This is a genomic window from Actinoplanes auranticolor, assembly GCF_018332655.1.
Classification (GTDB): domain Bacteria; phylum Actinomycetota; class Actinomycetes; order Mycobacteriales; family Micromonosporaceae; genus Actinoplanes; species Actinoplanes auranticolor.
In genome coordinates this window covers 87,576-113,297 of record NZ_BOQL01000005.1, presented here as the reverse complement: position 1 = coordinate 113,297, position 25,722 = coordinate 87,576, and the positions used below count along the sequence as shown (strand labels likewise).

The window sequence follows — 25,722 nt, the reverse complement described above, 5'->3', positions numbered from 1 at the left end:
GGTGCGAAACTCGCAAAACGGATGTTTAGGGCGGTTTTTGCGGGGTAGGGCGCGTAACTCCCGGGATGGGTCGGTCGTTGCCTGGATAGAACGGATGACGGTCGCGTCGCGCTTCCGGTCGCCCGCCGGTCCGGCCGCCTTGTCCCGGGCGCCGACCGGTTCTGGAAGCGGCGCGCGATCAGTGGGCGATCGCCCGCCGTCCCTTCCCCGCGGGGGGCCTCGTCCCGGGCCCCCCGCGCCTCTATCTGATGGCCTCGCTCCGCTCGGCGGGCGAAGTGCGAGTTGGGGTGCGGTTACTTCACGGGGGGTACGCCGAAGGCGCGGCCGGCTTCGACGGCGGCGCTGAGGGCTTGCTGGTGGAGTTGGGTTCCCAGGTCTCGGAGGGAGTCCAGGGCCGGGTTGACGCCGGCGAGGGTGAGTTCGCGTTCCACGACCGTGAGGTCGGCTCCCCACTGCTCGGTGAGCATGCGGTTGAGGTACGGGGTCGAGTAGTCCCAGCCGTGCTTGGGGGTGCCCGGGCCGTAGGCGCCGCCTCGGACGGTGGCCAGCACGACCGGCTTGCCCGGGATCAGGCCTTCGGGGGCGCGGACGCGGGGGTCGGTCATGATCAGGTCGAACCAGGTCTTGAAGTGCTGCGACACGCCCCAGTTGTAGAGGGGTACGGCCAGCAGGACCGCGTCGGCGTTGACCAGTTCGTCGGTCAGGGTGGTGGCGAGCTTCACCGCGTTGGCCTGCTCGGCGGTGTGCTGCTCGGGCGGGGCGAAACCGGCGGCGACGGCGTGCCCCCAGGCGTCGGCGGGCAGCACGTCGACGCCGATATGCCGTCGCTCGACCTGGTCGCCCGGGTGTGCGGCCAGCCACTCCTGCTCGACGAGGTCGGCGATCTCGCGGCTCGCCGAGCCCTCGACCCGGATGCTGGCGTCCAGCCGGAACAACGTCATGGTTCGTCCCCTTTGTTGAGTATGACTTCACGCTTGAAGTTAACGATGACGCGCTTCAAGCGTGAAGTCAACCTTGAAGTGACATTCGTCAAGTCCGCCGGTGCGGGCCGGTAGGCTGCATGCCGTGGAAGGCCAGAACGAACCCCGATGGCTGTCGCCCGACGAGAGCGACGCCTGGCTCGCCCTGTCCTGGCTCATGTTCCGGCTGCCCGGCGCGTTCGACGCCCAGCTGCAGCGCGACAACGGCATCTCGTTCTTCGAGTACCTGGTGCTCGCGGGCCTGTCCATGTCGCCCGGCCGGCGCCTGCGGATGAGCGAGCTGGCGCAGTTCGTGAACGGCTCGCTGTCCCGGCTGTCCAACGTGGTCAAGCGCCTGGAACAGCGCGGCTGGGTCTTCCGCGAGCCCAGCGCCGAGAACGGACGCTTCGTCGAGGCGGTGCTCACCGACACCGGCTGGGCCATGGTCGTGGAGGCCGCGCCCGGCCACGTCGAGGCGGTCCGGCGCTACGTCTTCGACGCGCTGCGCCCCGAGCAGGTGGCCGAGCTGCGCGACATCGGCCGCCAGGTGGCCCGGCAGGTCGCCCCCGACCACGGCTGGCCGCCGAGCGCCCCCAGAAACGTCGTGGCCGACTAAGGCCCGTCCGGCCGGCCATCGCGCCGCGAGGCGGAAGCTTGGGCCCCGGCGCAGGCCGGCACGATCGGCAGGCCGGGCCCAGAGTCCTAGATCGCCTCGCGGAGGCGCTGGGCGGCGGCCTCGGGGACGATGTCGTTGACGAAGGCGCCCATCGCCGACTCCGAGCCGGCCAGGTACTTCAGCTTGTCGGCCGCCCGGCGGATGCTGAACAGCTGCAGGTGCAGGTAGCCCAGGTCGCGGCCCTCGCCGACCACCGCCTGGTGCCACGCCGAGATGTAGGGCATCGGCTTGCCGAAGAGCGCGTCGAAGCGGCGCAGCACGTCCAGGTACAGCGGGGCGAAGGCGTCACGTTCCGCGTCGCTCAGGGCCGGGATGTCGGCGACCTGCCGGTGCGGGGCCAGCTGCACCTCGTACGGCCAGCGGGCCGCCGCCGGGACGTACGCCGTCCAGTGTTCGTTGCCCGCCACCACGCGGACCCCGGCCTTCTGTTCGGCGGCCAGCACGTCGGCGTACAGGTTGCGGCCGCCGGTGTGCTCGGCGTGCTTGCGGGCCGCACGCAGCATGGCCTGGGCGCGCGGCGGGACCGTCGGGTACGCGTAGATCTGCCCGTGCGGGTGGCTCAGCGTCACGCCGATCTCGATGCCGCGGTTCTCGAACGGGAACACCTGCGCGATGCCCGGCAGCGCGGACATCTCCGTGGTGCGGTCGGCCAGCGCGTCGAGCACCGTGCGGACCCGGGCCGGCGGCAGCGTGCCGAAGGAGCTGTTGTGGTCGCTGGTGAAGCAGACCACCTCGGTGCGGCCGACGCCGGGCCGGACCGGGACCATGTCGGTCAGCGAGGTGATCTCGTCCGGCTTGACCCGGTCGCTGAACGACGGGAACTGGTTCTCGAACACCACCACGTCGTAGTCCGGCGCGGGGATCTCGCTGGCGAACTCTCGCGTCGACGGGCAGAGCGGGCACTTGTCGCTCGGTGGCAGGAAGGTGCGGGTCTGCCGGTGTGCCGCGACCGCCACCCACTCGTCCACCAGCGGGTCGTAGCGCAGCTGCGAGGTCGGCGGCGGGGGCGGCAGGTGCCGGGTGTCCGGCCACCGGGTGCGGTCCGCGCCGGGGGTCTCGTCGAAGTAGATGAGCTCGCGTCCGTCGGAGAGCCGGATCGCTGTCCGCTGGGAGATCATTGGGCGCTTACCACCATCAGCTCGTCAACCTGTTCCACCAGGACCGCACGTGCGGCCTCGTCCAGTTGGTCATCCGTGATCACCACGTCGGCGCGGTCCAGCGGCACGATCGAGGAGATGCCCACGGTGCCCCATTTGGTGTGGTCGGCCAGCACCACCAGGCGCTCGGCCGCCTCCACCAGCGCCCGGTTGACGTCGGCCTCCATGAGGTTCGGCGTCGTGTAGCCGGCCCGCTCGCTCATTCCGTGCACGCCCAGGAACAGCATGTCCAGGTGCAGGGTGCCGATCGCGGCGACCGCGACCGGCCCGACCAGGGCGTCCGACGGGGTGCGGGTGCCGCCGGTCAGCACCACGGTCTGGTCCGGGCGCCCGGCGCGGTAGAAGACGTCCGCGACCGGGATCGAGTTGGTCACCACGGTCAGCTGGGGCACGTCGACGAGCCGCTGGGCCAGGCCCGCGGTGGTGGTGCCGGCGGACAGGGCGATGGCGTCACCGGGGGAGACCAGGGCGGCGGCGCGCATGGCCATCGCCGCCTTCTCGGCGCGCTGGCGCACCGATTTGGCCGCGAAGCCGGGCTCGTGGGCCGAACCGGGGCTCACTGTGGTCGCGCCGCCGTGTACCTTCGCCAGCAGGCCACGGTCGGCCAGGGTCTCCAGGTCGCGGCGGATCGTCATGTCGGAGACGCCGTACTCGTTGGCGAGTTCGCTGACGCGGACGCCGCCGGCGGCGCGGACCCGGTCCAGGATCGCCGCCTGACGCTGCTGCGCCAGCATCAGCACTCACCGTCGCTGCGACGGGATAACCGCACGAATTCGAACACGGGCGAACACTACCCGCTGAGCGGCTGTGCGCGAAAGATGGTGTGTCAGATACCTCGGCCGCGCTTGTGCAGGGCGGAGAGCACGTTCTCCACCTTGACCGCGCCGGTCATCGCCACCAGGGCGATCGCTGTCCGGGGCTCCTTCCAGTTGGCGCGGACGGCCTCCTTGCTGAACTGCCACGCCTGGCTCCGGTTGCCCGTGGCGGCGGACCAGCAGGCCAGCTGACCGTAGACGCGGGCCGCGCCGGGGCGGCAGCCGCTGATCTCCGGGTGGCGTTGCATCATCCAGCGCAGCGACGAGATCTTGGTGGCGTACTCGTAGGCGTAGTGCGAGGTGCGGCCCCACAGGACGCGGACCAGCGGCTCGTCCAGGTGCACGATCGGCGCGCGGCGGGCCGCCCGCAGCAGCATGTCCCAGTCCTCGTTCTGGCTGCCCGGCGCGTCCTCGGCGACCAGCCCGATCGCAGATTCGGCCAGCGCCTCCCGGCGGATCAGGAACGACGACGAATGCAGCATCGCCATCCGGGAACGGGCGAGCTCGTCCACCGTCACCCGGCTGCACCCGGCCAGCCGCGGGGTGGTCCGGCCCTCGTACTCGACCTCGATCGCGCAGGTGGCCATCTCGGAGTCCGGCTCGGCCACCAGGGCGGCCACCTGGCGGCGCAGCTTGTCCGGCGCCCACTGGTCGTCGTCGTCGCAGAAGGCCACGTACTCGCTGTCCAACGCCAGGATCCCGGTGTTGCGGGCGCCGGCCAGTCCGGAGGTACGCCAGTTCGTCAGCACCAGCACCTGCGGGTCCTCGGTGGAGGCGAGCAGGTAGTCGGGCTCGGTCTGGTCGTAGACCACCACGATCTTCAGCTCACCCGGGTAGCGCTGGGCGCGCACCCCGGCGATCGCCTTGCGCAGCAGCTCGGGACGGTTGCGGGTGGGGATCACGACACCGACGGACGGCCAGTTCATCACGCCTCCTGGGGCACTGCTGCGGGATTGAGCGGGTAGCCGTACGCGCGGAGCATCGGGGCGCACACCGCGCCGACCAGCCGGCGCTGGGCGCTGGGCAGGGCGCGTACCCAGGCGTCGTCGCGGCGCAGTGGCAGCCGGCCGACGCTGAAGCGCATCGGGTTGCCGGCCGCGCTGTGGCCGACCCGCAGGTCGGCGTAGCCGTCGCCGAGGAAACCGAGGTCGGCGTCGGCGACCGGGACGCCCGCGTACTCGGCGAGCTCGCGCAGGGCGGCCCGCGGGTCGGTGAGGAACTGCTCGTAGCGGATCCGGCGGACCGGGACGCCGCGGCGCGCGAGCAGCCCGAAGGCCGCGTTGTGGGCGTTCCACAGCAGGGCCGACCGGCCCGGGGAGTAGCGGGTCATCTCGTCGCTGCCGTCCGTCTCCGGCCGGGAGACGGTCTTGGTCCAGGAGTACGCGACCCCGCGCGCATCCCGCACCACGTGCACGACCCGCAGGTCGACGTCGTCGGCCCAGCGCAGCACGTGCGCCAGGGCACTGTGCTTGGAGGAGTCGACGACCACCTGGGCCCCGGAGACCGCCGCGGCCGCCGCGTAGACCCGGGCGTAGAAGCTCGCGTACTCGCGGACGTCGGCGCGCTGGGCCGGTGGCAGCTGGGCGCCGGCCAGGCGGGGGATGTGCCGGGTGCGCTCGACGACGTCGCGCAGCGCGTGCACCCGCTCGACGTCCACATTGCCCCAGTGGCCGAACGCGTGCTCGCCGACGCGCTTCCAGAACGTGCACGCCGAGAAGCGGGCACCGCAGCCGCAGCGTTCGTCGTCGCGGATGTCGCGTTGCCAGAGGTGGACGATCTCGCCCAGCGAGCACACGGAGGGCAGCTCGCCGAGGAGGCGCTCGACGAGCGTCGTTCCGCTTCGTCCTAATCCACCCAAATAAAGAACCCGTGCCACTTTGGCCCACCTTCGCTCGTTTCGCTCCTATAACGAGCGAACAAGCCTGAAGGAGGCGTTGCATGACCATCGAGGCATTCGACCGGGTACATCTGGACGGCACGGGTTTCGACCGCATCACCGAGGAAGAGGTGGTCGCGGTCGTCCGGGAGGCCATCGACGCGGGCCGGGGCGGCCGGATCCTCACCCCGAACGTCGACATCCTGCGTCAGGCCCAGGTGGACAGTGAGGTCCGGGGTTACCTCGACGACGCCGACCTGGTGGTCGCCGACGGCATGCCGCTGGTCTGGGCCAGCAAGCTCAGCGGCACCCCGCTGCCCGAACGCGTCGCGGGCAGCAGCCTGATCTGGTCGCTGTCGCGCGGGCTGGCCCACGACAAGCGATCGGTCTTCGTCGTCGGCGGTGCGCCGGCGGCCGAGGGGGCCAGGGACGGCGCCACCCGGGCGGCCGACCGGTTGGCCAGGGAGTGCCCGGGACTGCGGATCGCCGGGACGGTGTGCCCGCCGTTCGGCTTCGAACGCGACGAGGAGTCCTTCGCCGACCTCTGCCGCAAGGTCGCCGGGGCCGAGCCCGACCTGGTCTTCGTCGGCCTGGGCTTCCCCAAGCAGGAGGGCGTGATCACCCGGCTGCGGGCCGAGCTGCCGCGGGCCTGGTTCATCGGCTGCGGCGCGGCGGTGAACTTCGTGGCCGGTGACGTCGAGCGGGCGCCGCGCTGGATGCAGAAGACCGGTCTGGAATGGGCCCACCGCCTCGGCACCGACCCGGGCCGGCTGGCCGGGCGCTACCTCAAGCACGACGCCCCGTACGCGATGCGGCTGCTGGCCGGCGCCGCCGCCCGGCGATGACCCGGACGCACCCGCGGCCGCCGGACGGGTGAGCGCCGGCGGCCGCGGGTGGCCTATTCGGGATTGAAGTACGGATCCCGGGTCAGCCGGGCGAACTGCTGGAACGCGGGCCTGTCCCCGGCCAGCTGGAACTGCTGCTTCGGCCCGTTGCCCTCGGGATTGGACTCGAAGTAGACGACGGCCTTGATCTGCTTGTTGGCCTTGAAGGTGCGCTCGGCGTCGGCCAGCCAGGCCGCCCGCCCGGCCGAGCCCCACGCCTTGGCCACTCCGAACTCGCCGATGACGATCGGCTTCGGCCGCTGCGCCGCCCACTGCAGGAACGGGCCCATGAGCTGCCCGATCGGTCGGAACAGGTTCCCCGCGTAGACGTCCACGCAGGTCCAGTCCACCTGGTCGTCGCCCGGGTAGAAGGCCGGCGCATCGCCGCGGATGAAGCCCTCCGCGGTGGGGCACCAGACCCACGACACGTTCTTGACGCGCTGCTCGGCGAAGATCCGCCGGATGTACTTGTACGCGGCGATGTAGTCCTCCCCGGACCACATCGTGGCGCGCAGGTTGGGCCGGTCCATCTCCCAGCGGATCCGCAGCAGCACCGGCTCCTCGACCTTGCGGATCGCCTTGGCCTGCCGGCGGATCAGCCGGTCGTGCTCGCCGGCCAGGATCGAACGGTTGTCGCCGGTGGCCCAGCTGATCATCAGCGTGGCGTCCGTGGCCAGGAACTCCTCGTCCGACGGGGTGCCGACCATCTGGTCGAAGCGCCGGTACGTGTTGACGATGTCGAGCGGGCGGCCGAGGGATTTCTCGAGCCCCTCGACGGCCTCCACCCGGCCGGCGTGGGTCAGGGCGTCCGGCTTGATCCAGGCGCCCAGGTACGCACCGGTCTCCGGTGCCGCGAAGGGGCCGGACTCGAACGGGCCCGGGTTCACGGCCACGGCCACCGGCGCACGGGTCAGGTCGGGGGACGGGGTGGGCTCGGGCTCGGCCCGCCGGTGCGAGGTGCAGCCGGCGAGCACGAGGACGAGCAGGCCCAGCAGGGCGAGAACACGACGCATGACAGTGGCTACTTCTTCCGCCGGGCGGTGTAGAGGACGTTGACCGCGAAGCTGTCGGTGCCCGGCAGCTTGCGGGCCGCCGCGTCGGCCGCCCGGGCCAGCAGCTTGTGGTCCAGCGACTCGGTCAGCATCGAGAAGCCCCGCCGCTCGATCACCTCGAAGCCGTGCCGGTCGAGCAACTCCCCGACCTCCTCGTGGGACAGCTCGGCGAACCAGCGCTCGCCGGAGTGCCGCCGGGCCCGCAGGTGCCGCAGCGATCCGGCGTTGCCGTGGTTCTCCACCACCAGCAGCCCGGAGGCCGCTTCCGGCAGAGCCTTGGCCGCGAACGCGATGGCCCGGTCCCGTACGTCGGCGTGCACGTTGAGCAGCAGCCGGAACATCGTCACGATCGCCGGGTAGCCGGCCCGCACCGGCTCCGGCACCGGGCCGTCCATCGGCACCTGGTGCCAGTGCGCCTGCGATCCGACCTCGGCCGCCTTGGCCATCATCTCGGCGGACGTGTCGTAGCCGTGCGCCTCGCGGACCAGGCCGTGCAGCGTACGGATGGCGCGCCCGGTGCCGCAGGCGAAGTCGTGCTGCACCGGTGCGGTGTCGAACTCCCGGGCGACGAGCTTGCGCAGGTACGCCTGCTGCCGCTCGTTGATCCGCGACGCGTAGCTGTCCGGCGCGTACGTGACGTGCTCGTACTTGTCGACGGCTTCGGCGTCCTGGAACACCTTGGTGTATTCGGTGGTCATCCGGTCCTCCTCTGGGTGAGCTTGCGGGGCTTGAAGGCGTTGAGGCCGAGGCGTCCGCGCAGCAGCCACCCGCCGCCGGCGAAGGTGGCCACGGCCAGCGCGACAGCCAGTGACATCCCCGCCGGGCCGGCGCCCGCCGCGGCGGTCACGAGCCGGGGCAGGACTCCGAAACACGCGACGGAGAGCCCGGCGGCGGCCAGCGTCCCGGGGCCGAACGGGTGCAGCCGGGCGGCCCGGCCCACCTGGATCAGCGGCAGCACGTTGTTGGCGACCATCGCGCAGGCCAGCCCGATCGCGGCGCCGAGGGCGCCGTACCGGGGGATCAGCAGCACGTCCAGGCCGACGGTGACGCCCAGCGCGACCAGGACGTTGATCAGGTTCCACGAGGTGCGCCCGGCCATCGCGAGCACCATGTCGACCATGCCGCAGCCGGTGGCCACCAGCATCGCGCAGCCGAGCACCACCACCACGTCGGCCCCGCTGCGGTAGCCGCTGCCGAACAGGCCCAGGTAGACCGGCGCGAACAGGATCACCAGGAAGGTGATCGGCCAGGTGACGAGCACCAGCCAGCCGGTGGCGGTCTGGTAGAGGTGGTTGGCGGTGACGCGGTCGCCGACGGCGAGCGCCTCGGCCAGCCGCGGCTGCACCGATTGCGAGATGCCCTGGTTGGCGAACTGGATGAGCACCACGAACCGGCCGGCGACCGCGTAGATCGCGGCCGGGGCGAGCCCGCCCAGGGCGGCCAGAAGCAGCACGTCGATGCGCTGCAGGGCCAGCTGCGCGACGCTGGCCAGGGCCCGCGGCCCGGTGAACCACCAGAAGTCACGGCGCAGCTGCCGGCGGTCGCGGCGGCGGGTCCGCGGGTCGTCAGGCCGGGCCGCCAGGTACGTACGGCGCAGCGCGACCGCCGCCAGGATCACCACGGGCAGGTACGGCACCGCCCACGCGAACGCGAAACCGGGCAGCGTCGCGATGCCCCACAGCGTCGCCACCCCGACCGCGCCGACGCACAGCAACTGCAGCGTGCTGCGCAGGACGCGGTCCAGGGTGACGGTCGGCCGCATGGCCTTGTAGCCGCGGGTGGCGGTGAGCAGCGCGTCGGTGAGCGCCTGCAGTGGCAGGAAGACGGCCAGCACCCGCAGGGCGGTGGTGTGCCCGGCCAGGACGTGCGGCGAGTCGGCCGCGGTGAGGTGCGCGATCGCGGGCGCACCGAACCACATCGCGACCGCCAGCACCAGCGCGAGCACGACGACCGGGGTCAGCGCGATCCGCAGGCAGGTACCGAGCAGGTGGTCCCGGCCGGTGGCGCGCAGCCGGGCCGGCCAGTAGACCAGGCCCGTCTGCGTACCCAGCTTGGCCAGCCCGCCGGCCAGCACGAAGGCCGCCGTGGCGGCGAAGAACGCGCCGGCCTGCTCGGCGCCCAGGCTGCGCGCGACGACCCAGGTGACGACGACGCCGGTGCCGCCGGCCAGGGCCGAGCCGGCCATGTTGGCCAGCCCGCCGCGGGCGACGCCGCGGGTGCCCTGCCGGTCCGGCGCCGCGGCGACGTCGGCAGCGGTCATGCCTGACGCCAGATGGGCACCCGGCCCAGCCACGTGATCAGGGCGTCGTCGTGCGGCGCGAAGTGCTCGGTCAGGTCCTGGCGCAGCACCGGGTCCATGTCGGACTGCCGGGGGCGGGCGTTGTGCTGCTCGAACGGCGGATGCCCGAGATCGGTCGGCAGGCCGAGGAACCGGCACACCTCGTCGTAGGTCTGCTCGGGCTCGGCGAAGAACCGCTCGCTCTCCACCACGTGGATGCGTTCCCGGCCGACGTGCTGGGCCATCACGCTCAGGTAGCGGGCGTACTCGCCGCGGGCCCGGTAGGCGTGGTGCTGGTGGCCGAAGGAGTAGTAGGTCGGGTCGGTCGCCAGCTTGTGCTCCTGGCGGTGCAGCCGGGCGGCCTCGAGCGCGAGCGCGTTGCCGAAGTCGCGTTCCTGCTCGAAGCCCCGGGCCACCTCGTGGTGGTGTTGCGAGTAGGCCCGCTCCACCGGGTCCCGGACCAGCACCACCAGCTTCGCGCCGGGCAGGTCCGCGGCGATCCGGGCGGCCGCCTGCGGGTGGTACATGTAGTACGGGCTCGACTCGAACGTCTGCGCGTCCACGCCGTACCGGGTGCGGATCTTCTCGGCGCTGCGCTGCATCGGGAAGTGGCCCTTGTACCAGCCCATGCCCCGGTCGTAGGACACGTCGAAGTAGTGCACGCCCTTGTGCAGCACCGCCTTGAGCACCACCGGGTGCGCGGCGAGGGCGCGGTAGAGCGAAGTCGTGCCGCAGCGCTGGCCGCCGCAGATCAGGAACGACGGGGTCATCCGGGCCGGGGCGGTGAGCCGGCCGTACGAGCGCGAGCCGAGGTGCACGACGCGCTTGACGGGGGTCGGAACTTTCGAGACGTCCATGGCTACAGCGCCCTTCCGATGGTGTGGTGTCCGGTCACAGCTCTTCGACCCGGCGGATCAGGACCGGCAGCAGCCAGGTGCCGAGCACGCCCAGCCGGGCGCCCGCCTCGGCCTGGCGGTCGGCCAGGTACCGCGCGGCCAGGTCGATCAGGTAGAGCAGAGCGGTGAGTTCCCGGACGTCGTCGGCCACCCCGAACGGCGCGAGCAGCTCCCCGGCCCGGCGGACGGTCGTCTCGACCGCGTCGGCGGCGTCGCCGGTGGTCTGGATCCGCCGCTGCAACTCGTGGTGCACGGCGTCGAAGCCGACCGGCACCCCGGTGGCGAACCGTTCCCAGTCCCAGACCAGCAGCGCGTCGGCGAGGTTGGCCATGTTCCACGGGGCCCAGTCGCCGTGCCAGGCGCCGTACCGCAGGGTGTGCTGCCCGGCGTGGGTGGCGAGCAGCTCGGCGGCCGAGGTCAGCGCGACCCCCTCGGGCCGGTCGCCGAGGGCGGCCAGCCGCCCGCGCAGCTCGGCCCAGTACGCGCTGCCGACCAGCGTGCCGCTGTGGTAGCCGCAGCATCCGGCGACGTCGAGCATCGCGGCGATCAGCCGGCGCTGGGTCAGCGGCGCCCGGGGCAGCCAGACCGGCAGCGCGGACTGGATCAGCACCTGCAGGCCGCGCCACTGACCGGCGTGCAGCACGGTCGGCACGGACAGCTTGGTGAGCCCGACGGCGCCGAGCGCGGTCAGCGCCGAGGTCTCGGCCTTGACCAGCCGCTGGGTGAGCGGTCCGGTGCCCAGCTTGCCGAAGCCGAAGGTCTCGCCCTCGGGGCTGATGAGCTGCAGCACCGGCTTGCGGTTGGCCCGGGCCGGTCCGATGTGGATGCTGACCGACAGCTCGCGGCCCAGGGCCTGGCGCAGGTGACCGTCGATGCTCTCCGCGGCCGGGCCGGTGACCTTGATCCGGTCGCGCAGCAGCACCCCGGAGGCGCCGGTACGCAGGGCCGCCACCACCGCGTCCCGCTTGAGCCGGGCGCTGCGGGACTGCGGTTCGGCGTAGCGGCGTACCGCGGCGGCGGCGACCCGGCGCGAGGTGTTGGGCACCAGCAGCCGGGGCCGGCGCGCGTCCGGCACGACCAGGTATTCGGTGATCGGCTCGCCGGGGCCGCCGGTGGTGTCGCACGGTGCCGGGTAGAGCAGTTCGAGCACCTCGGCGAGGTACTGCGTGCGCAGTGCCGAGTCACCCGCCGTCAGTGCGGCGGGTGCGGTCTTAACGGGACTCATGGGCTGGCCCTCCGGATCTTGTCGCTTCTAGTTCGTTGCGCCAGAGCAGCGCGTACGCCAGGAACATGAAGACCAGAGGGGTGGCGAGCGAGTTGTACCAGAGCATCGCCGAGAAGGAGCTGACGATCGCGGCGCTGCCGGCGATCCCGATCGGGGTGCGGTCACGCCGGAAACGCCACAGGCCGTAGCCGAAGAAGGCCAGGTAGGCGAGGGTGCCGGCGGCGCCGTGGGCGTACATCAGCTGCCAGAACTGGCCGTTGCCGCCGACGGTGAAGTTGCCGCAGCGCTCGCAGCCGGAGCTCTCGCCGACGGTGATCGAGTTGCGGCCGCCGATCGTGTTGCGGGTGGAGCCGTAGCCGATCACCGGGGACTCGGCGAATCCGTCGACCGCGCGTTCGATCAGGAACGACCGCACACCGTTGGACTTGCCGTTGTCGATGCGGGCGTTGACCGTGTCGCCGAGCGGGGTGGCGACCAGGGCGACGACCAGCGCGGCCCCGGCGAGCAGGACCGCAGCGATGATCCACAGCCGGCCCATGAGCACGTACCGGGCGGCGACGTAGAGCACGACCACGCCGATGCCGATCCACAGGCCGCGGTTGAGCGACACCACCGCCGGGACGATCGAGACGCCCAGGCACAGCACCGCGAACAGCTTGACGCCGCCGCGCCGCGAAGCCCCGGCCGCGACCACCAGCCAGCCCATCAGCAGGCAGAAGTTGTTGCCCCAGGTGTTGGTGTAACCCCACGGCGCGGCCGGGCGGGGCTTCTCGCCGCCGACCAGGTCCATGATCTGCGCGGCGTACGGGTGCACCATCGACTGCACGAAGCCCTTGCTGCGCAGGCCGTGCGGCAGCAGCATCTCGACCGGCGAGGTGAACTCGAACCGCCCGGCGACGATGCCCAGCAGCCCGCCGAGCACGGTGACGACGAACAGCCAGCCGAGCAGTTTGACCAGCCGCTTGCGGGAGAGCTCGAGTTCGGTGAGGTTGCCCGCGTACACCAGCAGGACGGTCAGGGAGGCGTACAGCGTCAGCCGGTAGACGACCGCGATCAGGCGCCCGCTCGCCGGCTCGGCCACCGTCCCGCTCGGGTCGGCGCCCAGCGCCGCGATGCTGACCACGACCGCCGCCAGGAACAGCAGCCACCAGGCGAAGCCGGGCGGCAGCAGCACCGGCCGGCCGCCGGCGCGCCGGCGCAGCAGCAGCACCAGCATCGGCACCGCCATCAGCGGGAAGATCAGCACGCCCAGGCCGAGCGCCCACCACAGGGGATAGAACGCCAGCATGCTCGCCAGCGGCCAGGCCGGCAGGGCGGTCGGCCGCCGCACCGGGGCGCTGTGCGCGGGCCCGGCGGCCCGGGTGCTGGCGGTGCCAGAGCCGCCGGGGACGACCAGCGTCACTTCTCGTCCGGCTGCTCGCCGGTCTTCTCGGCCGTCTTGGTCTGGGCGCCCGCCGAGCCCAGGTCGATGATCGCGGTGACCTCGTCCAGTTCCGGGCGCGGGCGGACCGGGCCGCCCTGGGCCGGATTGGCCGGTACCCGCCGCATCGGCTGGGTGCGATCCGTGTCCAGCACCGCGGTCTCGTCCGGGCGCGGCTCGGACCGTTCCTCGCTCTGCTGCTCGGGTCGCTGCACAGGCCGCGGCTCGGGCCGGCGCTCGGCCGGCAGGGTGACCACCGGCAGGTTCTGCTCGTCGGCCCGCATCGCGCTCAGCCGCGGCAGCACCACGGCACCCAGCAGCGGTGTGCCGACCCGGCTGAGCTGCTCGGCCGCGTCCAGCAGCGCGGGGCGCTTGGCCCGGCGCAGCTCGACCGCGAGGATGGCGGCGTCGGCCAGGCTGGCCAGGCTCTGCGCGTCGGCGCTGCTGCTGGTCGACGGTGCTTCGATGACCACGTAGCCGGTCTGCCGGCGCAGCGCCTCCAGCGTGTCGCGCAGCCGCTGGGACTGCATCAGCCCGGCCGCGGTCGCCGCGCCGCCGGTCGTGATGACCCGCAGCGACGGGATGCGCGGGGTCCGCTGCATCGCCTTGTGCAGGCCGATCCGGCCGGCCAGCAGGTCGGACAGGCCGGGCATCGGCGCGACGCCGAGCATCCGGGCCAGCGGGGCCGCGTCCACGACACTGTCCGGCAGGTGCGCGCCGATCAGCACGACATCACTTCCGGTACGCGCCAGCGCGGCAGCCAGGTTTGCCGCCACCAGCGTGGTCGCCGAGCCCCGGCTGGCCCCGGTCACCACGATGATCTGGTCACCGCTGTTCAGGCTGGCCAGGATCTCGTTGCGCAGCCGGTTGAAGACCCGCCCGCCCGGCCCGTACGGCTGCAGCACGTCGTCGAAGTGCGGCGTGGTCCGCTCGTCCAGCGCCGCCAGCACCGGGATCCGCCCCCGGTCGCGGACGTCGGCCGCGGTGCGCAGGCGCCGGTCGAAGCGTTCCCGCAGGAAGGCCAGCACCAGCCCGGCCAGCAGCCCGACCATGCCGCCGGTGGCGATGTTGAGCATCGCGTTCGGGCTGATCGGCGCGTCCGGTACGCGGGCGTCGCTGATGATGCTGCCGGCGCTGACGGTGGCGGTGGTCAGCTCGTTGAGCCGGCCGGTGATGCTGTTGAGCTGATTCTGCGAGTTGTTCCGCAGGCTCTCCAGGTTGCCGCGCTCGAAGCTGCCGTCCGGCGCCTTGGCCAGCCGGTTGTTGATGCTGGTCAGGTTGGTGGTGAGCTGCTTGGCCTTGAGGTTGAGGGTCTTGATCCGCTGATCCAGCTCGGCCCGGGCGGTCTCCTCCCGGTTGCGCAGGTACGCCTCGGCGAACGCGTGCGACCCGGCCTGCGCGGCCTCCGGCTTGTCGGCCTGGAAGCGGATCACCAGCACGGTGGTGTTGGCCGGCACCTCGACGGAGACGTCATGGGCCAGCTCGATCGGCGAGATCGGGGAGCGCAGCAGGGCCGCGGCCTTGACCGCGACCGCGCCCGAGCCGACCAGCTGGGCCTCGGTGTCCAGGTTGATCGGGCCCTTGGTCCGGCCGCCGGAGGCGTTGGTGTCCCCGGACACGGCCTGCACCAGCACCGAGGTCGATGACTCGTAGACCTTGGGCACGACCTGGGTGACCAGGGCGCCGAGTCCGAGCCCCAGGCCCGCGGCGGCGAGCACGACCCACCAGTGCCGGCGGAAGACGCCCAGGTAATGCGAGAGGTCGGCGGACACCGGGCGCGGATCTTCCATCGGTTCGGCGGCCCTTTCGGGGTGTGGAGTGAGTTGACGGCAATGGGCGTTTCGCCCCCGTAGGGGGTAAACGGCCCGTGCGCCGATGCGTAACTACTCCGCCGCCACCGGTTACTTCATGTTCGGCTCCACCCAGCCGCTCTCCACCAGGTACGCGAGCACCACATCGATGGCCTCGACCACGGTCATGTCCGTGGTGTCCAGGGTCAGCTCGGCGTCCGCCGGCACCTCGTACGGGTCGTCGATGCCGGTCATCCCGCGCAGCTGGCCGGCCCGGGCGCGGGCGTACAGGCCCTTGCGGTCGCGGCGTTCGCAGACCTCCAGCGGGGTCGCCACGTGCACCAGCACGAAGCCGGCACCCGCCTCGGTGGCCATCGCGCGCACGGCGGCGCGGGCGTCGGCGTACGGGGCGATCGGGCACGCGATCGACATGCCGCGGTGCCGGGCCACCTCGGCGGCCACCCAGCCGATCCGCCGCACGTTGCGGTCCCGGTCCGCCCGGCTGAAGCCGAGCCCGGCCGAGAGCTCGCGGCGCACCACGTCGCCGTCGAGGAAGGTGATCGTGCGCTCGCCGCTCTCCCGCAACGAGTCGGCCAGGCCCCGGGCGATCGTGGACTTGCCGGAGCCGGAGAAGCCGGTGAAGAAGACGACCAGGCCGCGGTGCCGGCGCGGCGGGCGGACCCGGGACAGCTCCTTGGCCACCGCCGGCGGGGTGTGCCACTCGGGCAGCGGGAAGCCGCGGTCGAGCAGGTCCTCCACCTCGGCGGGGGTCATCGCCAGCCGGCGGTTGCGTGGCGGGATGTCGTCGCGCCAGCGCCACTGACCGTCCCGGTTGTCGTAGGCGAGCTCGCGGGGGACCAGCACCCGCAGGCCGCCGCCGGAGAGCATGTCGCCGGTGGACAGGACGTGGGTCACGCCGTACGCCGTCGCCACCCGGGCCCGCAGCAGTGCGTCGCGCATCTCGTCGTTGCGCGGCATCAGCGGCACCGCCACGATCGTGGCGGGCGGCATCCGGTCCCGGGCCGCGAAGATCGCGCGGACCAGGGCCTCCGGCGGCAGCCCGTCCGGGCCGGGGCCGGTGACCGGGATGATGATCAGCAGGTGGGCCGCGAGGGTGCGGGCGGCGTGCGCGATCTGGGCGAGCTGCGGGCGGTGCAGCGGCCGGTCGGCGATGACCCCGAGGACCCGGCCCGGCGGGAGCAGCGCCTTCACTTCCTCCGGGGTACGCCGCAAGCGCTGGAACGGCCCGTGCCCGCCGTCGCCCATCCGGCGTACCGTGCCGCCGATCGCGTACATCCGCTCGCTGGTCGGCCAGGTGTCGCTGACCTCCACCGCGGCCACCGGCGCGCCCTCGGGGTCGGTGAGCACCACCGTGCGGCGCAGTGGATCGTCGACGTTCAGCGCGGCGCCCATCTCGGCGGGGATTTCGCAGGTGACCCCGACCGGCCACGGCGTCCCGTCGGCGAGCCGGCCCCGGCGGCGCAGGGCCGTCAGGTCGACCCGGCCGAGGAAGCCGGTCAGCGGCGCGTACGCCCCGGAGAGCAGCAGCTCCAGGTCGGCGAGTTCGTGCGCACGCGGCGTGTACGACGGCGCGTCACGCAGCACGTCCTCGGGCAGCACAGAACCGTCGTTCACCTAAGACTCCCCTTGCAGCGGCTTGAGGGACAGTTTCGCAGCCGCTCTCCCCGCGGTCGAGCGGGGTCGGCACTCTGTCTGATCTAGACCGTCGCCACGCGGCCTACCGGCCGTGGTAGTCGACAAAACGGACTTTAGGTCGCATAGTGGGCGATCGTGAGACGTCGACCGCGCCGGACCAGGCTTCTGCACCTCATCGCCATGACGGCGATCTTTGCTCTCTCTGTGGTGGCCACCTTGTCGTGGGCCTGGACCGGCGGCGTCGACCAGCTCGGCCTGCCGGGCACCGATCCGGTGGTCACCAGGCCCGGCGAGCCGCTGCCCCCGCTGCCCGGCGGACAGCCGCCGGCCGAACCGGGCGTACCGGCGATCCCCGGCGCGCCGACGGCCGGACCCAGCGCCTCGGGACTGCCCGGACCGTCCGGTTCGGCTGCCCCGAGTGCCCCGGCGGCCAGGCCGGGCCCGGGACAGACCGCGCTCGCCGCGCCGCAGCCGGCCCTGCGCGACCGCAACGGGCAGCGGTGCCGCACCGGGCGCAAGCTCGTCCCGTCCTGCGGCGTGCTCTGGGGTGTGGCCCCCGGCGCGTTCACCGACGACCGGGGCCGGCGCGCGCTGGCCGACTTCGAGCGCAAGACCGACCGGCACCAGGCCGTCTACCACGCCTACCACAAGGGCAACCGGCAGCTCTTCCCGACGCAGGCCGAGCGGGCGATCGCCCGTGAGCCCGGCCGCGAGCGCATCCTGTTCCTGAACTGGAAGCCGGCCGGCGCGTCCTGGGCCGCGATCGCCAAGGGCGACAAGCCCACCGACGCCTTCCTCGACCGGCTGGCCCGGCACATCAACAAGGAGTACCCGGAGCAGTTCTTCTTCACGGTGCACCACGAGGCCGAGGACAACGTCAAGGAGAAGAAGGGCTCCGGCTACACGGCCGGCGACTACTCCGACATGTACCGGTACGTGGTCGAGCGGCTGCGCGGCCACGGCGTGGACAACCTGGTGACCGTGCTGGTGCACATGGCGTACGTGCCGCACACCAGCAAGAAGTGGTTCGACGACATGTACCCGGGCAACGACGTGGTCGACTGGATCGGCTTCGACACGTACGCCTACAGCGACCCCGGCTACGGCCACGGCGACTTCGCCGAACTGCTGAACCGGCAGAGCTCGGCCCGCCCGAACTGGCCCGGCTTCTACAACTGGGCGAAGAACAAGCACCCGGACAAGCCGCTGATGGTGGCCGAGTGGGGTGTCTGGTCCTCGAAGAAGAACCCCGGACACAAGGCGGAGTTCTACCGCGAGGTGGGCCGGCAGATCCGCCACTTCCCCAAGATCCGGGCCCTGGTGCACTTCGACACCCCGCACAACCAGGACGGCCGCGACTCGTCGGTGGACGCCACTCGAGAGTCCCTGATGGCCTACCGCAAGCTGGGCAAGATGCCGATCTTCCAGGTCGACGTCGCGCCCAGCCTGCCGTAGGCCGGTCCGTCCCAGGTCAGCGGCGGACGGTGACGGCCTTGCCGGTGGCCTTGCCGTCGGTGTAGCCGGTCTTGCGGGCGATCACCGTGACGGTGACCTTCTTGTTGCGCATCGAGGAGGTCAGCTTCAGCGACGACTTGGTGGCGCCGCGGATCAGCTTGCCGCCCAGCCGCCACTCGTAGCGGTACGAGTCGGCCTTCGGCGACCAGGTGCCGGCGGAGACCTTGACGGTGCGGCCGACCTTGGCCGTACCGGTGACCGCCGGCTTCCTGGTCGCGGCCGGGGCCTTGCCCTTGGCGACCACGGCCGACGCCGCGGAGGTCGTCGACCCGGCCAGGTGGCCCGAGCGGACCGCGGTGACGGTCACGGTGAGCCGCTTGCCGACCACCGCGGCGGCGACCGAGTACGACGCCCCGCCCGCACCCCGGATCGCCGACCCGTTCGCCCGCCACTGGTAGGTGTACGACGTCGCCGCCGGCGTCCAGCTGCCGGCTGCCACCTTCACCGTCGAGCCCACCGCCACGGTGCCGGTGATGGCCGGCGCCTTGGTGACCCGCAGCGCTGCCCCCGTGACGGTGAACCCGGCAGCCGGCACGACCGGCTCGCCGTCGGCACCGAACGAGTCGACGCTCACCGCGGCCGGTCCGGTCGGCGCGGAGGTCAGATCGACCTCGGCCGTCAGCGTCCTGCGGTCCGCCGACACCGTCTTGACCGTGGCGGTCAGAGCCGCGCTGCCCGCCGGCGTGACCCGGACGGTGTCCTGCAGGTGCAGCGCTGTGCCGGTGACGGTGATGGTCCGCTTGGCACCGGTGGCCACGGAAGCCGGGGCCACCGCCGTCGCGGTGAACCGCTCCCCGCCGCACAGCGGACTGTGGCAGGTCGCCTCGAGCCGGTACGGGTGCTCGCTCGCGCGGTTGCCGTTGGTCAGCAGGTACACGGTCGGCTCGACCGGCTGCCGGCCGTGCCAGCAGTGGAAACCGCCCTCACCGATCGCGCAGCTCTGCATGCCGCTGCTGCCGGTGACCACGTACATGCCCGCGTCCCAGAAGAAGCCGTCGTCGGGATCGTCCGGGTTGTTGACGTCGATGGTCAGGTCGTCGTAGTAGGCGGCCGGGGCGACCACGCACAGCGCGGGCCTGGTGCTGCTCAGCGTGCCGGTGTACGGGCCGAAGCCGTACGCGGCCGACGGCACCTCGGCGCACTCGGCGGGCGGCTGACCGTTGGCCCACACCTTCCAGACGTCGAGCTGGTACGCCGTGCTGCCGGTGCCCAGGCTCCACACCAGCACCTGGTACTTGCTCTGGCCGGTGACCGCGCAGGCGCTGACGTAACCGGCGCAGCTGGTGGTCTCGCCGGCCGGGTCCAGCACGATCGTGCGCGACACGTTGTCGGCGTCGCGGCTGTCGACGAGCACCCGGTCGGCCGCGTTCGCCGACACCTGGTAGCAGCGCAGGTCCCCGCGGGAGGACAGGGTGCCGGTCAGCGACGGCGATCCGATCACTGTGGACGTGATCCGGGTGCAGCCCGTCGCGGTGGCGGTGACGTCCTTGCGCGAGAACGTGAACGTGCCCGTCGCCGTGCTGCCCTCGACCAGAACCGTGGCGGCGCCCGCCTCCAGCTGGCAGACATCGAAGCCGGCGTCGGCGACCTGGGTGGAGCAGCGCCGCGAGCCGGTCGGCCCGAAGACGGACAGCCGGGCCTTGCCGGTGCCCGCGGTACGCCGGAACGACAGCACCTCGCTCGCCGAGTGCTGACCGGCCGGCAGCGTGAAGCAGCCGACGTACTTGTCACCGCCCAGCGTCAGCGACGGCGTGGCGCCGCTCGCCAGCGTCGGACAGGCCGGCCCGCCACTGGTCCGGGCGACGTTCAGCGCGTACGGCCCGGTGACGGAGTCGATGTCCTCGTCGAGGTGCAGCACCACGTGGAAGGGCGCGGTGCCCTCCAGCACGCAGGAGTAGTCACGGAGCTGGTAGATGTCGCACTCGTAGCTGCCGGTGGCGTCGTACACCGTCAATTCCGGGCGGCCGGTGCCGGTGGCGTCCTGCGGCTTGAGCAGTGCCAGGCCGGCGCCGGTGGGGGTGGGCAGCAGCAGGCAGTCGTACTGACCGGCGGCCTTGAACTCACCCTTGGCCGGGGCGGCGGTGGGCTGGTCGGACGCGGTCACGCAGCCGCTCGCCGCACCGGCGGCGGGCAGCAGCACGGTGGCGTAGGTGCTGCCGTCGGTCACCAGCGTGTACGACCCCGGTGCCGGGAAGGTGCAGCTGCCGACCTCGCAGACGCGCTTGCCGGCCTGGTCGAAGATCGTGCCGTAGCCGTGGTAGTTCTCGTCGTCGACGACCTCGACGCGATACCGGCCCGCGGCGGGCACGGTCAGCGTGCGGCACTCGGCCGCGGTGGGCGCGCCGGCCGGGGCGGCACCGTACCGGCCGACCGGGACGGTCGCGCATCCCTGCGGGTCGTTGAGCCGCCGGGCCTCGATCTCGGCCCACCGGTCCTCGGGGTCCTCGTCCCAGGACGGCTCCGAGATGATCCGGTACGGCCCGTTGCCGGGCAGCACGCAGCCCCGCTCGTCGTCCTCGCGGACCGTGTCGCAGATCCGCTCGCCGGTGGTGTCGGTGATCCAGCCGCCGGAGCGCAGGTCGATCCGGTCACCCGGCCGGGCCTCGAGCGGGTTGCACTCGACCTGCAGGCGCGAGGTCACCCGCACCCGCACCGCCGGGGTGTCCCAGGCGGTGCCGACGGACGGGCCGCAACCCGTCGTCGAGGCGAGCGGGAAGACGGCGACGGTGACAGTGTGGGGGTCGACCCACGAGTCGCTGCTCTCGCCGAACAGCGTGTACGTGCCGGCGGCGGGCAGCGGGCACAGCTCGCGCTGCTCACCCCACTTGCTGCAGAGCACGGCACCGGTGCGGTCGGCCACCCGCCAGTTCAGGTACTGGGCGTTGTCGAAGGTGAGCAGGTGCAGCCCGGCGGCCGCGGTGAAGGTCCGGCAGGTGACCTTGTCGCCGCCGATCGTCGTCGAACCGGAGCGGTCGCCCGGGTCACCGAACGTCGCCACCGGAACGTCGTCGCAACCGGCCGGGTCGGACAGCCGGGTCACGGCCACCCGGTACTCCGTCGCCGCGCCGTACTGCTCGGTCACGAAGAAGCTGTACGGCCCGGCGCCGGTCAGCGTGCACTCGCGCGCGTCCTGCAGGTAGCAGATGCCCTCGCCGGTCGCGTTCTCCAGCTGGCCGCGCACGTCGGAACCGCCGACGCCGCCCACCGAGATCCGCACGAGCGTGCCCTCGGCCTGCTCGATGCGGTAGCACCGGCCGGCGGAGCCGGCAGCCAGCGTCCCCTCGATGGTCTTGGCCGGGAAGGCGAGCGAGTCGTTCGTCAGCGTGGTGCACGCCGACGGGTGCGACCGCGAGTCGGCGCCGAGCGCGTAGCCGTTGCTGCCGGATCCGGAGTAGAGGCTGACCGTGATGGTGTAGGTGCCCGCGGCCCCGAGGGTGCAGTCGCTCGGGTACGTCCCCAGGTAGCAGCTGGTCTCGCCGTCGGCGCTGGTCAGAGTGCCGCTCAGGCTCTCGCCGCCCTCATGCTGCGCGCGCAGCACGAGGATCAGCCGCTCACCGTCCGCCGTCGTGGTCAGCGTGTAGACGTGCTTCTGCTTGTTCTTGATCTCCTCGCAGTCCACTGCCGTGCCGAGCTTGAGCACGCCCCCGCAGGGCTCGGCGGCGGCCGCGTCGGCCGACGGAGCGGACTTGCCCGGCTTGGGCTGCGCCGTCGGTTCCGGCGCCTTGCTCGTGCGCGGCGGGACGGACGGACTAGGGGTTGCCGTAGGGGTGGTCTCCTCGGCCGACGGACTCGGCGTGACCGGCGGTGACGGCTCGGCGGAGGCCGACGCCGGAGCGGACGGCACGGGTTCCGCGGTCGCGGCGGCGGCGGGCTGCGGGGCGACGAGCAGCGCGGCCGCGACAGCGATGCCTGCGAGCGCCTGGATGATCGGATGTCTGCCGTGCCGTGCGCGCTTCGTCAGGCGTGGTGCCATGCGCCGTACCCCCGTGTTGCTTCGATGACCGATGAAATTCAGCGGCATCTTTGCATGTGATCCGTTCCCCGTGTGTCCCGTCCTCAGGGGGGACTCGGGGGTTTACCTGATCCGCCACGGTGACAAGGGTTCCTAGGCTGTCGGCTGTGAGCCTCATCGTTACCCAAGGGTTGACCAAGACGTACGGCACGCAGGTGACCGCCCTGCATGACCTCACCGTCGCTGTCGAGCCCGGGATCATCGGACTGGTCGGCGCCAACGGCGCCGGCAAGTCGACCTTCATCAAGATCATGCTGGGCTTGATCGCGCCGACCGGCGGGCAGGTGCGGGTCTTCGACATCGATCCCACCGTCGACCCCGACCGGGTCCGCGCCAAGGTCGGCTACATGCCGGAGCACGACGCGCTGCCCCCGGACGTCTCCGCCGCCGAGTTCGTCACCCACCTGGGCCGGATCAGCGGGCTGCCCCGCACCGCCGCCCGCGAACGGGCCTCCGAGGCGCTGCGCCACGTCGGGCTCTACGAAGAGCGCTACCGGCAGATCGGCGGCTATTCGACCGGCATGAAGCAGCGGGTCAAGCTGGCCCAGGCGCTGGTGCACGACCCCGACCTGCTGCTGCTGGACGAGCCGACCAACGGTCTGGACCCGGCCGGGCGCGACGCCATGCTGGCGTTGATCCAGCGGATCGGCAACGAGTTCGGCATCTCGGTGGTGGTCTGCTCGCACCTGCTCGGCGAGGTCGAGCGGATCTGCGACTCGCTGGTCGCCATCGAGGGCGGCCGGCTGCTGCGCGCCGACCGCATCTCGGCGATGACCGAGGCCAGCGAGGTGCTCGCGGTCGAGGTCAGCGAGGGTACGGACGAACTGGCCGCGGCGCTGGAAGCGCTGGAGCTGCCGGTCACCCGGGACGGCCGGCTGCTGCTCGTGCCGCTGACCCAGGAGGCCACCTACGACCACGTCCTGCGGGTGGTGGCCGATCTCGATCTGCCGCTGCACCGCCTGGACCAGCGACGCCACCGGGTGGCCGAGCTCTTCGCCACGAGGGAGACCGCGGATGCCTGAGTCGAGCGTCATCCACGACATCGGATATCAGCGCTACACCGGGCCGCGGCTGGGCCGCGGCGCCGTGTTCGGCGCGATCTACGTGCACGGCCTGCGCGCGGCCTACGGCTTCGGCCGGTCGGCCAAGGCCAAGATCTTCCCGTGGCTGGTCTTCGGGATCGTCGCCCTGGTCGCGGTGATCCTCGCGGCGGTACGCGCCCAGCTCGGCACCCTGCCGCTCAACTACATCCAGTTCGCCGACGCGATGAGCTGGCTGATCATCTTCTTCGTGGCCATCGTGGCCCCGGAGCTGGTCTCCCGTGACCTGCGCTCGGGGGTGCTGCCGCTGTACTTCAGCCGGCCGTTGCGCGCCGCCGACTACATCGGGGCCAAGGTCGCCGCGATGGTGACCGCGGTGTGGATCCTGCTGGCCGGCCCCCAGTTCATCATCTTCCTGGGCGGCGCGTTCACCACCAAGACCGGGATGTCCGGGGTCTGGAACGAGATCGAGGACCTGCTCCCGGCCTGGGGCTACAGCCTGATCTGGGCGCTGCTCTTCACCGGGATCGGGCTGCTGATCGCGTCGCTGACCGGCAAGCGGGCGTTCGCCGCCGGCGGCATCGTCGCCGTCTTCCTGATGACCACCCCGGTGTTCGGCGTGCTGTCCATCCTGCCGTCGTCCACCGCGCAGGACCTGGCCGGCCTGGCCAGCCCGATGACCCTGGTCAGCGGCGTCGGTCAGTGGCTGATCAGCGGGGCCAACACGGGCATGCGCATCGGCGAGTTCGGCCCGGTGTACGCCATCGAGGTCGTCACCCTGATCGCCACCTGCCTGCTGCTGCTACTGGCCCGCTACCGGAGGGTGGCCTCGCTGTGACCACGGTCGAGCTCGAGAACGTGTCCCGCTGGTACGGCAACGTGGTGGCGGTCAACGACATCAGCATGACGCTGGAGCCGGGCGTCACCGGCCTGCTCGGCCCGAACGGCGCCGGCAAGACCACCGTGCTGCACATGATGGCGGGGTTCCTGTCGCCCTCGCGGGGCACGGTGACCGTCGACGGCGCGCCGACCTGGCGCAACCCGGAGATCTACCGCCGGCTGGGCCTGGTCGCCGAGCGCGAGGCGGTGCACGGCTTCCTCACCGCCCGCGAGTTCGTGCAGGCCAGCGCCCGGATGCAGAAGCTGCCCGACGCGAAGGCGGCGACCGAGCGGGCGCTGCAACTGGTCGAGATGACCGACGCGGCCGACCGCCGGATCGAGACGTACTCCAAGGGCATGCGCCAGCGCACCCGGGTCGCCGCGGCCCTGGTGCACGATCCGCAGGTGCTGCTGCTGGACGAGCCGTTCAACGGCATGGACCCGCGGCAGCGGATGCACATGATGAGCCTGCTGCACGACCTGGGCGACCGGGGTCACACGATCCTGTTCAGCTCGCACATCCTGGAGGAGGTGGAGCAGGTCTCGGGCACGGTCCAGGTGATCGTGGCCGGGCGGCTGGCCGCCTCGGGCGACTACCGCCGGATCCGCCGGTTGATGACCAACCGCCCGCACGTCTTCGCCGTGCAGTCGTCCGACGACCGCCGGCTGGCCGTGGCCCTGATCGGCGAGAAGTCGGTCAGCGGGGTGGAGATCGACAACGCCGGGCTCACCGTGCGCGCGTCCGACTACGGCAGCTTCACCCGCGCGCTGCCGCGCATCGCCATCGGTGAGGGCATCCGGCTGCGCAAGCTGCTGCCCTCCGACGAATCGCTGGAGAGTGTCTTCTCCTACCTGCTGGAGGCCTGACGTGTCGACCGTTGCGTGGATCACTGCCCGCGGGCTGTTCGGCCGGCGCCGGGTGCTCCTGCTGCTGCCCCTGCCGCTCCTGCTGGTGGGCCTGGCCGTGCTGTGCCGCTCCTACGACGTCAACCCGGCCGACTGGGGCGCCCCGGTGCTGGTCGGCCTGGGCCTGGCCGTGGTGCTGCCGGTGATCAGCCTGATCGTGGGCACCGGCGTGCTCGGCTCCGAAGTGGACGACGGCACGATCGTGCACATCCTGACCAAGCCGCTGCCGCGCCGCGACATCATCCTGGCCAAGCTGGGCATCGCGATCGGGGTCAGCGCGGTGACGGCGGCGGTGCCGCTGTTCGTGGCGGGCGCGCTGGCCGACTCGGCCCGCCTCGGGCTGGGGCTGGCGGTGGCCGCGGTGGTGGGCGCGTGCGCGTACTCGGCGTTCTTCCTGCTGCTGAGCCTGCTGACCCGGCGGCCGGTGCTGCTCGGCCTGGTCTACATCCTGGTCTGGGAGGGCCTGTTGGGCCGCTTCGTGAGCGGCACCCGGGTGCTCTCCATCGAGCAGTACGTGATCACGATCGCCGACAAGATCGCCCCGACCGCCATCCTGGAGGCCAAGGTCTCCCTGACGGTGTCCGTGGTGATGGCGGTGATCTTCGTTCTGGGCTGCACCCTGGCGGCGGTGGACCGGCTGCGCAGCTTCAGCATGGCCGGCGAGACGAGCTGATCCGGGCGGCGAG

The 25,722-nt window shown here is 72.1% G+C and carries 21 protein-coding genes; 7 read left to right on the top strand and 14 right to left on the bottom strand.

What is annotated here, in order from left to right; translation table 11 throughout:
• Positions 1-293 precede the first annotated feature (293 nt).
• Positions 294-941 carry an FMN-dependent NADH-azoreductase gene (locus Aau02nite_RS02750; RefSeq protein WP_212986698.1) on the bottom strand — a complete coding sequence of 216 codons (648 nt, stop codon included), beginning with the start codon at positions 939-941 and terminating at the stop codon, positions 294-296.
• 124 nt (positions 942-1,065) lie between these two features.
• On the opposite strand from Aau02nite_RS02750, the gene Aau02nite_RS02745 reads away from it, so the two are divergent.
• The gene (locus Aau02nite_RS02745; RefSeq protein WP_246594846.1) at positions 1,066-1,575 is read left to right on the top strand and encodes a MarR family winged helix-turn-helix transcriptional regulator; all 510 of its coding nucleotides are present in this window, start codon (positions 1,066-1,068) and stop codon (positions 1,573-1,575) included.
• An 86-nt stretch (positions 1,576-1,661) separates the two neighbouring features.
• On the opposite strand, the gene galT is transcribed toward Aau02nite_RS02745, so the two are convergent.
• The 4 genes from galT to Aau02nite_RS02725 all read right to left on the bottom strand — a co-directional run bounded on the left by galT (position 1,662) and on the right by Aau02nite_RS02725 (position 5,483).
• Positions 1,662-2,753, bottom strand: a complete 1,092-nt coding sequence (galT, locus tag Aau02nite_RS02740; RefSeq protein ID WP_212986697.1) for a galactose-1-phosphate uridylyltransferase — start codon at positions 2,751-2,753, stop codon at positions 1,662-1,664.
• Positions 2,750-3,526, bottom strand: a complete 777-nt coding sequence (locus Aau02nite_RS02735) for a DeoR/GlpR family DNA-binding transcription regulator (RefSeq protein WP_212986696.1) — start codon at positions 3,524-3,526, stop codon at positions 2,750-2,752. The genes galT and Aau02nite_RS02735 overlap by 4 nt, the downstream gene beginning before the upstream one ends.
• 92 nt (positions 3,527-3,618) lie before the next feature.
• Positions 3,619-4,533, bottom strand: a complete 915-nt coding sequence (locus Aau02nite_RS02730) for a glycosyltransferase family 2 protein (RefSeq protein WP_212986695.1) — start codon at positions 4,531-4,533, stop codon at positions 3,619-3,621.
• Complete coding sequence (locus Aau02nite_RS02725) at positions 4,533-5,483, bottom strand: sulfotransferase (protein WP_212986694.1); 951 nt, start codon at positions 5,481-5,483, stop codon at positions 4,533-4,535. Before Aau02nite_RS02725 ends, Aau02nite_RS02730 begins: the two co-directional genes overlap by 1 nt.
• A gap of 62 nt (positions 5,484-5,545) precedes the next feature.
• Here Aau02nite_RS02725 and Aau02nite_RS02720 point away from each other — a divergent pair, with 62 nt between their 5' ends.
• A complete protein-coding gene (locus tag Aau02nite_RS02720) occupies positions 5,546-6,328 on the top strand; it encodes a WecB/TagA/CpsF family glycosyltransferase (protein WP_212986693.1) in 783 nt (260 codons plus the stop codon).
• Between the two features lie 53 nt (positions 6,329-6,381).
• Here Aau02nite_RS02720 and Aau02nite_RS02715 read toward each other — a convergent pair whose 3' ends face one another.
• From Aau02nite_RS02715 to cysC, 8 genes are all read right to left on the bottom strand, one after another.
• A complete protein-coding gene (locus Aau02nite_RS02715) occupies positions 6,382-7,380 on the bottom strand; it encodes a glycosyl hydrolase (RefSeq protein ID WP_212986692.1) in 999 nt (332 codons plus the stop codon).
• Between the two features lie 8 nt (positions 7,381-7,388).
• A complete protein-coding gene (locus Aau02nite_RS02710; protein ID WP_212986691.1) occupies positions 7,389-8,117 on the bottom strand; it encodes a methyltransferase domain-containing protein in 729 nt (242 codons plus the stop codon).
• Positions 8,114-9,679 (bottom strand): lipopolysaccharide biosynthesis protein, encoded by a 1,566-nt coding sequence (locus Aau02nite_RS02705; protein ID WP_212986690.1) that lies wholly within the window; start codon positions 9,677-9,679, stop codon positions 8,114-8,116. The genes Aau02nite_RS02710 and Aau02nite_RS02705 overlap by 4 nt, the downstream gene beginning before the upstream one ends.
• Complete coding sequence (locus Aau02nite_RS02700) at positions 9,676-10,554, bottom strand: sulfotransferase family protein (protein ID WP_212986689.1); 879 nt, start codon at positions 10,552-10,554, stop codon at positions 9,676-9,678. Before Aau02nite_RS02700 ends, Aau02nite_RS02705 begins: the two co-directional genes overlap by 4 nt.
• 34 nt (positions 10,555-10,588) lie before the next feature.
• Complete coding sequence (locus Aau02nite_RS02695) at positions 10,589-11,818, bottom strand: hypothetical protein (RefSeq protein ID WP_212986688.1); 1,230 nt, start codon at positions 11,816-11,818, stop codon at positions 10,589-10,591.
• Positions 11,805-13,220 (bottom strand): O-antigen ligase family protein, encoded by a 1,416-nt coding sequence (locus tag Aau02nite_RS02690; RefSeq protein WP_246594844.1) that lies wholly within the window; start codon positions 13,218-13,220, stop codon positions 11,805-11,807. Before Aau02nite_RS02690 ends, Aau02nite_RS02695 begins: the two co-directional genes overlap by 14 nt.
• A complete protein-coding gene (locus Aau02nite_RS02685; RefSeq protein WP_246594843.1) occupies positions 13,217-15,010 on the bottom strand; it encodes a Wzz/FepE/Etk N-terminal domain-containing protein in 1,794 nt (597 codons plus the stop codon). The genes Aau02nite_RS02690 and Aau02nite_RS02685 overlap by 4 nt, the downstream gene beginning before the upstream one ends.
• Before the next feature lie 129 nt (positions 15,011-15,139).
• Positions 15,140-16,663: an adenylyl-sulfate kinase gene (gene cysC / locus Aau02nite_RS02680; protein WP_212986686.1), complete on the bottom strand. Its 1,524-nt coding sequence runs from the start codon at positions 16,661-16,663 to the stop codon at positions 15,140-15,142.
• Positions 16,664-16,888: 225 nt separating this feature from the next.
• Between cysC and Aau02nite_RS02675 the strand changes: the two genes are divergently transcribed.
• Positions 16,889-18,139 (top strand): glycosyl hydrolase, encoded by a 1,251-nt coding sequence (locus Aau02nite_RS02675; protein ID WP_246594842.1) that lies wholly within the window; start codon positions 16,889-16,891, stop codon positions 18,137-18,139.
• 16 nt (positions 18,140-18,155) lie between these two features.
• On the opposite strand, the gene Aau02nite_RS02670 is transcribed toward Aau02nite_RS02675, so the two are convergent.
• A complete protein-coding gene (locus tag Aau02nite_RS02670; protein ID WP_212986684.1) occupies positions 18,156-22,172 on the bottom strand; it encodes a hypothetical protein in 4,017 nt (1,338 codons plus the stop codon).
• 146 nt (positions 22,173-22,318) lie between these two features.
• Here Aau02nite_RS02670 and Aau02nite_RS02665 point away from each other — a divergent pair, with 146 nt between their 5' ends.
• Genes Aau02nite_RS02665 through Aau02nite_RS02650 form a run of 4 tightly spaced genes read left to right on the top strand, consistent with a single transcriptional unit; the run spans position 22,319 to position 25,709 of the window.
• Positions 22,319-23,233 (top strand): ABC transporter ATP-binding protein, encoded by a 915-nt coding sequence (locus Aau02nite_RS02665; RefSeq protein WP_212986683.1) that lies wholly within the window; start codon positions 22,319-22,321, stop codon positions 23,231-23,233.
• Positions 23,226-24,089, top strand: a complete 864-nt coding sequence (locus Aau02nite_RS02660) for an ABC transporter permease (protein ID WP_212986682.1) — start codon at positions 23,226-23,228, stop codon at positions 24,087-24,089. Before Aau02nite_RS02665 ends, Aau02nite_RS02660 begins: the two co-directional genes overlap by 8 nt.
• Positions 24,086-24,997 carry an ABC transporter ATP-binding protein gene (locus Aau02nite_RS02655; protein WP_212986681.1) on the top strand — a complete coding sequence of 304 codons (912 nt, stop codon included), beginning with the start codon at positions 24,086-24,088 and terminating at the stop codon, positions 24,995-24,997. The genes Aau02nite_RS02660 and Aau02nite_RS02655 overlap by 4 nt, the downstream gene beginning before the upstream one ends.
• Before the next feature lies 1 nt (position 24,998).
• A complete protein-coding gene (locus Aau02nite_RS02650) occupies positions 24,999-25,709 on the top strand; it encodes an ABC transporter permease subunit (protein WP_212986680.1) in 711 nt (236 codons plus the stop codon).
• Positions 25,710-25,722 lie beyond the last annotated feature (13 nt).